Source organism: Verrucomicrobiales bacterium (assembly GCA_016793885.1).
Lineage (GTDB): Bacteria > Verrucomicrobiota > Verrucomicrobiia > Limisphaerales > UBA11320 > UBA11320.
This window is the reverse complement of record JAEUHE010000271.1, coordinates 21,546-32,145: the sequence shown is the minus strand read 5'-3', so window position 1 is coordinate 32,145 and position 10,600 is coordinate 21,546. Positions and strand designations below refer to the sequence as shown.

Sequence of the window (10,600 nt, the reverse complement as noted above, 5' to 3'; positions counted from 1 at the left end):
CAACCAACGGAAGGTCTGGGAAACGCTCCTCCAAATGCAGCAAATAACCGCCGAATACATGCTCTCAAACCTCCCCAATCCTCCTCGTCGCAAACGTCTCTCCAAAAAACGCTTAGGACTTAACTAACCGCCATTCAGAACTGACCCCCAAGCCCCGACGGGTGGCACGGGGGGATCCGGCTTAGGCTGCCCGCTGTTCACCCTGGCCGACTGCCTTCCGGATCGGAAGAAGCACCTCGAAAGTGGTTCCCGGTCCTTTTGCATTGCCCTGGAACGTGATGCCTCCCCCCATGGATTCCACCAGCTTTTTGACCAAGGCGAGACCGATTCCGATGCCGCCATGCTGGCGGGTCATGGAGGAGTCGGCCTGTGTGAAGGGTTGGAAGACTAAGGAGGATTGTTCTGCAGAAATGCCGATCCCGGTATCGCGGATCTGCACTCGAAGCTGACCTTTCGGTCCTAGTTCATCGACGCTGTTGTCGCCGAGGAGGAACTCGGCCAGCACGTCCACCTCACCTTGAGGGGTGAATTTGACGGCGTTGTTGATAAGGCAGGAGAGGACCCGTTGAATACGAACGGCGTCTCCTTGGAACGACCCTTCGGCCGATGGTGAGAAAGCCACGCGCAGGGAGATCTGTTTGGCGATCGCGTCTTCCGCGAAGCGCCCCGCGGTTTCTTGTGCCAGTTGTTGAAGGTTGAGCACTGAGCTTCCGGTGCTTAACGTGCCACGATCGAGCTCGGTGTACATCAGCACGTTCTCGATCATCTCCAGCAGACCCTCTCCGCTCTTGCGAATTGTTTTGGCGGAGTCGGTTGATTCCTCGTCCAGACCGCTCGCCTCCAAGATCGATGCGAGGCCGATCACTCCGTTGAGCGGGGTCCTCAGCTCGTGGCTCATCACCGACAAGAACTCGCTTTTGGCGGCGCTAGCCGACTGGGCCTCGGTCGCGAGCCGGCAGAGTTCGTCATAGGATCGCTCCAACTCGACATTCATGGCCTCGAGTTGCCGATTCGCCTTTTCCGTGGCTATCTGCGAGAGGGCCATTTCTTTCCGTTGGTCGAGGTCCCTGGCTTGAGCCGCGCACAACGTTTCCGTCATGGCGTTGAATCCCCGGGACAAATCCCCCAGTTCGTCGTTGCCTCCGGGCGCTACTCGTATTTGGAGATTCCCTCTGGCAACCTGAGCAGTGGCAGCCGCAAGTGCGGTGACAGGACGAACAATCGACCGGGCGTAGCCCCACGTCAATAGCCAGGCGATGAGAATGCTGACGGCCGCTGTGCTGAGGATCCAGAGGGCGCTTCTTTTTGCCTCTTCGTGGAAGTAGTTCACGGGCCGGTCCGCTTGCAGGACTCCAACGACCCTTCCGTCCTTGGCTCGGATGGGAGCTGCCGCGGAAAGCCAAAGACCTTCCTCATCCCGGTAGATGCCGGTGACGGTAGAGACACCTTCGAGGGCTCGCTTGAGATGCGGTTGTGCGACATAGCGGGAACCAACAATGAATTCTCCATCGGGCTCCCGATCGCTCATGATGACGAATTCCAGCTCGTTGAGCTTGTTGAAGTCCTCGCATTTCCTGAGCGTGTAAATGGGACTGCCATGGCCGGAGAGTCTGTTCCGGGTCTTGACCTCGGACAGGAGCTGTTGAAGTGCCTGGAACGCGGGCCAAGGTTCGATCTTTCCGTGACCATCGCGATGCACCTGCTCGTGGATGTCGCCGTCGATCGCTGCCGCGGTAGAATGAACAATGGCGAGAAGCTCATTCCCGGCGGCCACCTTCAGAGCCTCTTTCCGCGAGTAAAAAGCCAAACCAGCGCACAACCCCACCGAGATGACCACCAACAGGGTGCCAAAGATGGCCAGCTGGGCACTGAAAGATCGGCGTGCGCCTGAACCCCCGGGGACCTTGACTGCGTCACTCTGTGTCATCGGATTCTAATCTGTGGCCGGGGATCGCCCTCAGCCGGGCAGGGCGTCAGGATTGGATCAGCGGACCGGTAAAAGTCCTGCCGCTCTCCGCTCCCCTAGCTCGCCTGTCTCGTGATCGGCAGGATTCCACGAACCTTGAAACGGCTTCGCGACGACACTCGGAGTCTGTCTTGAGCTGAACGGGTTCCTGCCGATTCATAGTCCGGAAATGACAGTCTCTCTTATGAGTTATCCACTGGTCGGCAACTGCGCTCGATCCAAGCAGCACAATGCCTATGGGATTTGGGATACACACACTTAGGAATTGGCTACGAAGCAGCGTGCTTCGGGCGTCGGCGATCAGCCTCGGAGTGCTGGTGGGGCTCGACCCCTCACATGTGGAGGCGTCGGGATCCTACCGACATAGCGCATTGCCCCAATCCGGTCTGAATACCATGGACGAAGGGTTGGATGTCGATAGGTTTGAACTGGGGCGCCGACTGTATGCCGGCATGCTGCGATTGCCGGAGATGGATGCTAAAGCGGCGGCGGAACAAGGAGACCGACTTCAGGCACTGGCAAAAAGACTTCCTTCATCACAATCCAAGTCCGCCGATCGCGTGGTGCAGTTTGCCGGTCGACTCAGTGGCGCCCAAATGGAAGCGCTGGAGTATTTTGTTACGGAACGATTTCTCGGCAAGTCCGCCGGGAAGAGAAAGGCGGCGTGAATTATCGATTGTCAAAGCAGCTCTCCTGCTGCCTATGGGCGGCTTTGATGTTCGCCCTGGGAGCACTTCCCCTAGTGGCTCAATATTCAGCCTATCTGCCTCCACCCAGGCACTGGGTTCTGTCACCCGGGTATTCGTTTCAGGTGTTCGACCATTTTTGGGCGGGCGACACGCGATACTCACTTTCAGATTTAGGGATTTCCGGGGAGCTGAAACAGCACACCGTGCAGCTCGGGTGCGAGTATGGCGTCAGCCGTCGGGTGGCCTTGGACGCATCGATGGGCTACGTAAGCACGCATCTGCCAATACGAAGCGAGGAGGGGCTTACGGATTCCAGTCTAGGGATCCGCTACCAGTTGTTGCGCGAGCATCGCACTCGACCGAGTCGGCCTACGCTCGCCGTGCGTCTCGGAGCCATCGTGGAAGGCACTTACGATCTGCACAGGGGATTGCCCCCCACTCATCCAGGGGATGGGGCGTCGGGCGGCGAACTGGCTTTGCTATTCGCCAAAGCGATCGGCCGCTCGGGGCTCACGGTCTATGGCGACCTGGGCTATCGCCACCGTGCGGAGGGCGTTCCCGCCGATGTTTTCGGCACCGCCGGGTTGAGTTATGGGCCGGCCCACTGGATTCGTTTCAACGCAGCTTACCGCCACGAGCAGAGTCTGACCGGAGTCGACATCCTCGGGCCTGGGTTCGTGGGGAGCTGGCAGGAAGTCCGTGAGATCAACCGTCTCGTGGAGACTGGTATCACGTTGGCTCTGCCACGATCCATCAGCTGGAGTCTCTATGCGAGTTGGAATGTGTCCGGCAGAAACACCCCGGACAGGACCATTATTGGCACCTATCTCTCGTGGACGTTCGGGCCCGGGCCCAAGTAGCTTTCGGAGATTCGGAACCCAGCTGCCTGGGATGGCGTTCGGGTATTCCTTGTTTTCAAGTTCGACTGAATCTGGTTCGCTGGGCAGATGAGCGAAGCCATTCAGCGATTTGAGACCCTGTTGCAAAAGAATCCCGAGAACGGTCTGGCGCGCTTCAGCCTGGGAAAGGCGCTTTACGATGCTAATCGTTTCGCGGAAGCCAAAACCCACTTCGAGACTGCCCTGCGGCAGAAGCCGGAATGGATGGTTGTTCAAATTTTGCTGGGGAAGTGCGAGCTCGCGCTCGGTTGCCGCGAACAGGCTCGGGCAGCCTTTGAGCGGGGGCTGCGACTCGCCATCGATCAACATCACGAGGGACCGCAGGCGGAATTGGAGATGCTGCTTGAGGAGCTCAAGTCTTGCTGAAAACGGCAGCCTTAACCACGGATTTCTCAGATGACTCGGATGGAAAGGAACTTCTGGAGTTCACTTCCAGCCCTTTCCGGGGGATTACCCCGCAACACATTGCCGATGGGATCTCTTTCTTGATCTGTGAGATCCGTGCAATCCGTGGTTCATCAACTGCGGTTTCTAGATTGAAGACGACTTTTTCTTCTCAGAGCGTCCGGCTTACCCCACACTCCGCCCACATTTTATGAGCAAGAAACCGTCGCATCCATTGTCCCGCAAGTTCGCCGCGTATCCGCGCCTGAATCCCTTGGGGGTTGGCAAGGACATCTCTGCCGCCGACCTGATCGATCAATCTCTTTTGGCTTACAATGGGGGGCGGCTCCGCGAGGCGGCGCATTTGCTTGCTCGCAAGATGCTGCCCAAGGAAGGATTCATTGGGATGAGCCTCACCGGAGCGCTTACTCCGGCTGGTCTGGGGAAGAGCTGCCTCATTCCATTGATGAAGGCAGGGTTTGTGGATTGGATTGTTTCCACCGGAGCAAATCTCTATCACGATCTTCATTTCGGTTTGGATATGGCGCTCCATCGCGGCAGCCCCTTCTTGGATGATGTGTCTCTGCACCAGGATGGCGTTATTCGGATCTACGACGTGCTTTTCGACTACAATGTGTTGCTGGACACCGATGCGTTTGTTCGCGAAGTGATTCAGGGCCCTGAGTTTCAGCGTCCGATGGGCACCGACGAGTTTCACTACCTGCTCGGCAAGTATGTCCACGCGCGCGGCCGCAAACTGGGGCTAAAAGACTCGAGCATGTTGGCGACCGCCTACGAATGTGGCATTCCAATCTTCACGAGCAGCCCCGGGGACAGCTCGATCGGAATGAATGTCGCTGCCATGGCGCTCCGTGATTCCAAGCTGATGTTTGACGTCAACCGTGACGTCAATCAGACCGCTGGCATCGTGTATCATGCGAAATCGACCGGACATACCAGCAGCGTCCTGATTTTCGGCGGCGGAAGTCCGAAGAACTTCATGTTGCAGACCGAGCCCCAGATTCAGGAGGTGATGGGCATCAAGGAAAAGGGCCACGACTATTTTTTGCAGTGCACCGACGCACGACCCGATACGGGTGGTCTGAGCGGAGCAACGCCTGCTGAAGCGGTGAGCTGGGGAAAGGTGGACCCGGATAAGCTGCCGGATTCGGTGGTCTGTTACGCGGACAGCACGATCACGCTGCCGCTTTTGACCGCGTATGTGCTGAGCCGCGTCAAACCGCGCAAGCTGAAGCGGCTGTATGACCGGCGCGATGCGATTCTGGACAAGGTTCGCTCCATGTATTTGGCCACGGGAACCGTTTCCAAGATCAAGACGAGTCGTAAGATCGCGAAGCGCAGCAGCTCGATCGGACTACCCAAGTAGCCGAGCAGGCCGTCGGACTCTGCATGAACTCTTTCCTCTCCGCGCTCTCCGTGCCTCCGCGAGAGATTTCGGCAGTCCTTCCGAGTCAGGGGAGGGATCTTTTCTCGCGGAGGCTCGGAGAACGCGGAGGAGCACTAAAACCAAGCCCGAGCGGACTTACACCGCAGAGGCGGGAAAAGCGCAGAGAGGGAGAGCAACTGGTGAACCACGGATTTCGCTGATTCCACGGATTAAGAATCCTGAAGGGATCGGAGGTGAAACTCCCTTCTCCGCCTGAGTTCCTGAGGCCGAAGCCGAGAACCCGGAAGGGTTCCAAGAGATTAGCCGGGCGATCGAAGATCCCCGGAATTCCGTTCCCGTTCCCGCCGCACCCTGAAAGGTGTGCCACCGGTTGGCGAACGGACTCACAAACCGATGAGGTTCCTTGAGTCGGGTGACGCAAGTCTCGGCAGGCGGTGGCATCGCTGCGCGATGCTCCGTACTTTTAACGGTTCCGGGGGTGCGAGCACCCCCGGCTAGATCTCTTTGAACCCTGCGGGTTCGGGACCTGCTGACAACGTGTGAAACGCTGGCGCTGCCCAGCTCGCTCCCTTGCCACCAGGTTCATGGCCCCGATTCACGTCCGTTTTTCGGAGGTGTCCCCTCTCCAGAAACACAATGTGGAAGTCCTTGAGGTCCAGTCTCCCCGCCCGAGTGCCCTCTAGGCGATGAGCCCTTTCACGACTTGGCTGCCGGGTTTGGTGACGTTGCTCAAGCGCATGTTCACGCCGGCCACCGGGTAGGTGAACTTGAGGTGGTCGAATCCGAGGAGCGCGAGCAGGGTGGCGTGCAGGTCGTGCACGGAAACGCGGTCGGTCACGGCTTGGTAGCCGAACTCGTCGGTCTCTCCGTAGGACAAACCCGGCTTCGCGCCTCCGCCAGCCATCCAGACAGTGAAGGCGCTGGGGTTGTGATCGCGGCCAATGAATTTCATCTCCACACCGGCCCGGTTTTCCCGCATCGGGGTCCGCCCGAACTCGCCACTCCAGATGACCAGGGTGTCTTCCAACAAGCCCTGCTGCTTTAGGTCCATGATAAGCGCCATGAGGGGACGATCCACGCTGGTGCACTTGCCTTTGAAACCTCCGTTGAGCGCCTCGCTTTCTGAAGCGCCATGGCTATCCCATCCCCAATCAAACAGCTGGATGTACCGCACTCCGCGCTCGGCCAAGCGTCGCGCGAGCAGACAGTTGTTGGCGAACGATTCTTTTCCCGGCTGCGTGCCATAAAGCTCGTGGATGTGCGCCGGCTCGCGGCTGATGTCGAAGGCGTCGGTCGCGTCGACCTGCATGTGGAAGGCCATCTCGTACTGGGCTATGCGGGTCAATGTCTCCGGATCTCCCATGTCTTTGGCTGCCTGCTGGTTGATCTCGGTAATGGCGTCGAGAGTCCGACGTCGTTGCGATCGGGTGATTCCGGGAGGATCCGAAAGGAACAGCACGGGGTCGCCTTGAGATCGACATTGCACACCCTGATAGACCGAGGGGAGGAAGCCGGATCCCCACACCGACTTGCCTGCATCGGGGTTTTTACCGCCACTGGTCAGGACGATGAAGCCGGGCAGATTCTGGTTTTGCGAACCGAGCCCATAGGTGGCCCAGGCCCCCGCACTGGCAAAACCGGGATTCTGGCTGCCGGTGTGCATGAGCAGTTGGGCTGGGCCGTGGTTGAATTGATCGGTGTACATCGACTTGATAAAGCAGATGTCATCGGCGACCTGGGCAAACTGCGGTAACCGATCAGAAATCCACTGACCAGATTGCCCGTGCTGCTTGAAGCCGAACTGTGGGCCCAACATTTTGGGAATGCCCTGGATGAAGGCGAACTTCTTTCCTTCGAGGAATGCCCGCGGGCAGTCCTTTCCGTCCTGCTTGGCCAATTCCGGCTTATAGTCGAAGAGTTCGAGCTGGCTGGGAGAACCTGCCATGTGCAGGTAGATCACTCGTTTAGCCCGCGCCGCGAAATGCGGAGCACTCGGCCGGAGCGGCCGCGCGGGATCCTTGGCCGATGCGTGCGCGGCGGCCTGCGCCTGGCCGGCTGTCGCGTTGGCGAACCACAGAGCGCCTAGGCCCGCGCTGCAGTCACGCAGGAAGTGCCTTCGCGTCTGCTGAAGCAGGCGTTCGTATTGAAACTGGGCAAGGGAGTTCATGGCGTTCAGGCGTTAGCGGACAATAAACGGATCGAGGTTCAGGAGGGTGTTGGCCACCAGGACCAGTGCGGCTCGCTCGGGCGTGGAAGCCAGCTTTTCACGGGTGGTCGAATCGGATCGATACTCTTCGATCGCTGAACGGTAGAGACGCGTCAACGTGTCTAGCATCGTTGGTGAGGGCGCGTCGAGGCTCAGCAGTTGGGCGCCGAAGGCGATGCGCTGCTCGGGAGTCGCGGCGGATTTCTCCATCCGGGTGGCCAGCGATTGTGCCAACTCGATGAACGCCGGGTCGTTGAGGGTCACCAGTGCTTGAAGGGGCGTGTTGCTGGGAATGCGTCGGGCGGTGCAGGCGTCTCGCGTCGGAGCATCGAAGGTCAGGAAGCCCGGATAGCCGCTGGTTCGCCGGTGGTAAGTGTAGATGCTTCGTCGATACCGGTCCGCACCCTTCGAGGTCCGCCAGCTGTCGCCGCTGTATACGGTGCTCCAGATGCCGTCGGGCTGGGGAGGATACACCGGATTTCCGAACAGGCGGGGGGCGAGCTGTCCGGACACGACGAGCGCCTGGTCACGGACCATTTCGGCAGTGAGCCGAACCCGAGGACCCCGGGCATAAAGGCGGTTGGAGGGATCCTTCTCGAGTAACTCCGGAGGACATTTCGCCGACTGGGCATAGGTGGCGGAGAGCACGATCTCGCGGAGGAATCGCTTGATAGACCAGCCTAGCTCGCCTCTCAGTCGAAGGGCGAGGTGGTCCAAAAGCTCCGGGTGAGTTGGTCGTGCACCGGAAGTTCCGAAGTCTTCCAGCGTCTCCACAATGCCTCGACCGAAGACCTCAGCCCAAAGGCGGTTGGCCAGAACTCGTGCGGTCAGCGGATTGGCATCGCCCACGAGCCAGCGAGCCATATCCATTCGATCCAAGGCGCCGGTTTTTTGAGGAGGATGCACCACGTTGGGAATCCCGGGTTCCACGCGATCCCCCAACGTGACGCGGTTTCCACGGATGAACACACGCGTTTCGCGCTGGGCTGAAGCCGGACGCTCAACCATTAGGGGTACATTCACTCCGGCCAGGTCCTTCAGCTGTTGACGCAGCAGATGCCAGCGTGCCCAGGCCATGAGCCGGGTTGGGAAGGTCACGAAGTCGGTCAGCCGCTGATCTTGGGATGAGGAGAGAGAGAAATGTCGCAGGGGGCATCCTTGAATCGAGTTGGCGGCGATGCCATGGTCGATCGTGAGCTGTAGAACTGCGCCTTCCACCTTGGGTAGGGGGGTTTCCAGGATAAGGAAACCGTGGCGCGGATTCGTCATTACCGGGTAGCTGCCGAACCCGCCTCCGCCCTCTGGCTCGATAACCCGGCGGGGATCCCGGGCACCCGCCAGGTAATCCACGATCACCTCCTTGAACTTCACCGGTTGATTCGAAATGCCTGGCGCCACCAGGACTGCCGTCAGTTTGGAGAAGATTTGTCCACGCTCTGGCGCCTTGTTGGGGTTGGATGAATCAGGTTCGATAGCCAATCGAAAAGCTGTCGTGCCGGGGATGGCTGGCACTCGCAGAGTATAGGTGACGGAGATGGGAAGTGTGCCGCTGGCGTCGACACGGCCTTCCTTCGAGATCGTGAGCGTTCCGCTGCTAGCCGTGGCGCTGAGGGGTTGTACCGTTTTCCAGTCCGTGACTGCGTCGACAATCTTGAGTCCCTCTTGATTCAACGCCTCGCGGTCGCGTCGGATGGCCCGCTGCGTCTGCAGGGCTTCCTCTCTTCGCGCGGTGTCTTTGGGGAACAGAAACCGAGGATAGTCGTCATCCTGATCGCAGTCCTCACTGCTGTTGAAAAAAGCGGCGAATCGGTAGTAGTCGGGGTGGGGGAAGGGATCGTAGGGATGTGCATGGCATTGGACACAGCCGAAGGTGGTGGCTTGCCACGCGGTCCAGGTCGTGTTGACCCTGTCCAGCACGGCAGCCGTGCGATACTCCTCATCGTCCGTGCCTCCTTCGGTGTTGTTTTGAGTGTTGCGATGGAACGCGGTGGCGAGCAGGTCATCAGCTGTGGGTTGCGGCAGAAGGTCCCCCGCCAGCTGCTTGATGGTGAACTGATCGAAGGGCAGGTCGGCGTTGAACGCTCGGATCACCCAATCGCGCCAAGGCCAGATGTCTCGATGAGGGTCCTTTTCGAACCCATAGGTATCCGAATAGCGCGCGAGATCCAACCACATGGATCCCCACCGTTCGCCGAAGCTAGGTGAAGCGAGGAGTTCGTCCACAACTCGCTGCTTGGCCGCTTCCGGTTGGGACGACCAGGCTTTGACGAAGTCCTGGTAGGCTTCCGGCGTGGGTGGAAGTCCGGTGAGGTCCAGGGAGACTCGGCGGAGCCATTGAGCCGGGGAGGCTTCGCTGGAAGGGCTGAGCCCTTCCGCTTCCAATCGGGCTAGGACGTGAACATCGGCCACACTTCTTGGCCAGGTGGAGTTCTTCACTGCGGGGAGCTTGGCTTCGACAGGAGGCATGAAGGACCAGTGCTCGCTCCAGGCGGCTCCCTCCTCTATCCAGCGTCGAAGTGCCTCGATCTCCGCGGCTGTCAGTGCTGGACCGTGGTCCGGCTTGGGCATGACCTCATCGGGATCGGTGCTGGTGACGCGGCGCATGATCTCTGACGATTCGGGCTTGCCGGGCACCACGGCATGCGCGCCAGATTTTCCCGTGGCCAGAGCTTTTTCGCGGTAGAGGAAGGAGACGTTTCCCGCCGCTTTGACGCCTCCATGGCAGGCGGTGCAGTGCTTGGCGAATAGGGGACGAATGTCCCGGCTGAAGTCGATCTGTTTGTCACCAGATTGAGCGGCCTCGCCGAGGCTCTCGGATAACATCATCAGGACTCCGGTCCCGATGACCCCAAGTTGAGCTGTGAAAGACCGATTCATGTAAAGTGAGTGGATGAGCTATCTTGTCCAAGGAAGGTGACTTTGTCCAACCAGCGAGTATTCAAGATGTCTTGCGTCCGAAGGGGGGAGGGACGGTTTTGGTGCTTGTTGCTCATGGAGTTAAGCAAACATTGGCGTCGGGGTGACAAGTTCTGAGCGAGAGCGAAGGTC

At 59.3% G+C, this 10,600-nt stretch carries 7 protein-coding genes; 4 read left to right on the top strand and 3 right to left on the bottom strand.

Annotation, left to right across the window (positions count from 1 at the left end; translation table 11 throughout):
- Positions 1-181: 181 nt before the first annotated feature.
- Complete coding sequence (locus JNN07_29245; protein MBL9171852.1) at positions 182-1,927, bottom strand: HAMP domain-containing protein; 1,746 nt, start codon at positions 1,925-1,927, stop codon at positions 182-184.
- A gap of 275 nt (positions 1,928-2,202) precedes the next feature.
- Between JNN07_29245 and JNN07_29240 the strand changes: the two genes are divergently transcribed.
- The 4 genes from JNN07_29240 to JNN07_29225 all read left to right on the top strand — a co-directional run bounded on the left by JNN07_29240 (position 2,203) and on the right by JNN07_29225 (position 5,325).
- Positions 2,203-2,634 carry a hypothetical protein gene (locus JNN07_29240; protein MBL9171851.1) on the top strand — a complete coding sequence of 144 codons (432 nt, stop codon included), beginning with the start codon at positions 2,203-2,205 and terminating at the stop codon, positions 2,632-2,634.
- Between the two features lie 74 nt (positions 2,635-2,708).
- Entirely contained in the window at positions 2,709-3,515 is an 807-nt protein-coding gene (locus JNN07_29235; protein ID MBL9171850.1) for a hypothetical protein, read from the top strand.
- A gap of 87 nt (positions 3,516-3,602) precedes the next feature.
- The gene (locus JNN07_29230) at positions 3,603-3,920 is read left to right on the top strand and encodes a tetratricopeptide repeat protein (GenBank protein ID MBL9171849.1); all 318 of its coding nucleotides are present in this window, start codon (positions 3,603-3,605) and stop codon (positions 3,918-3,920) included.
- Positions 3,921-4,149: 229 nt separating this feature from the next.
- Entirely contained in the window at positions 4,150-5,325 is a 1,176-nt protein-coding gene (locus JNN07_29225) for a deoxyhypusine synthase (protein MBL9171848.1), read from the top strand.
- A gap of 700 nt (positions 5,326-6,025) precedes the next feature.
- On the opposite strand, the gene JNN07_29220 is transcribed toward JNN07_29225, so the two are convergent.
- Both JNN07_29220 and JNN07_29215 read right to left on the bottom strand, forming a co-directional pair.
- On the bottom strand, positions 6,026-7,513 hold the full coding sequence (locus JNN07_29220; GenBank protein MBL9171847.1) for a DUF1501 domain-containing protein: 1,488 nt from the start codon (positions 7,511-7,513) through the stop codon (positions 6,026-6,028).
- Between the two features lie 12 nt (positions 7,514-7,525).
- Complete coding sequence (locus JNN07_29215) at positions 7,526-10,429, bottom strand: PSD1 domain-containing protein (GenBank protein MBL9171846.1); 2,904 nt, start codon at positions 10,427-10,429, stop codon at positions 7,526-7,528.
- Between the last annotated feature and the right edge of the window lie 171 nt (positions 10,430-10,600).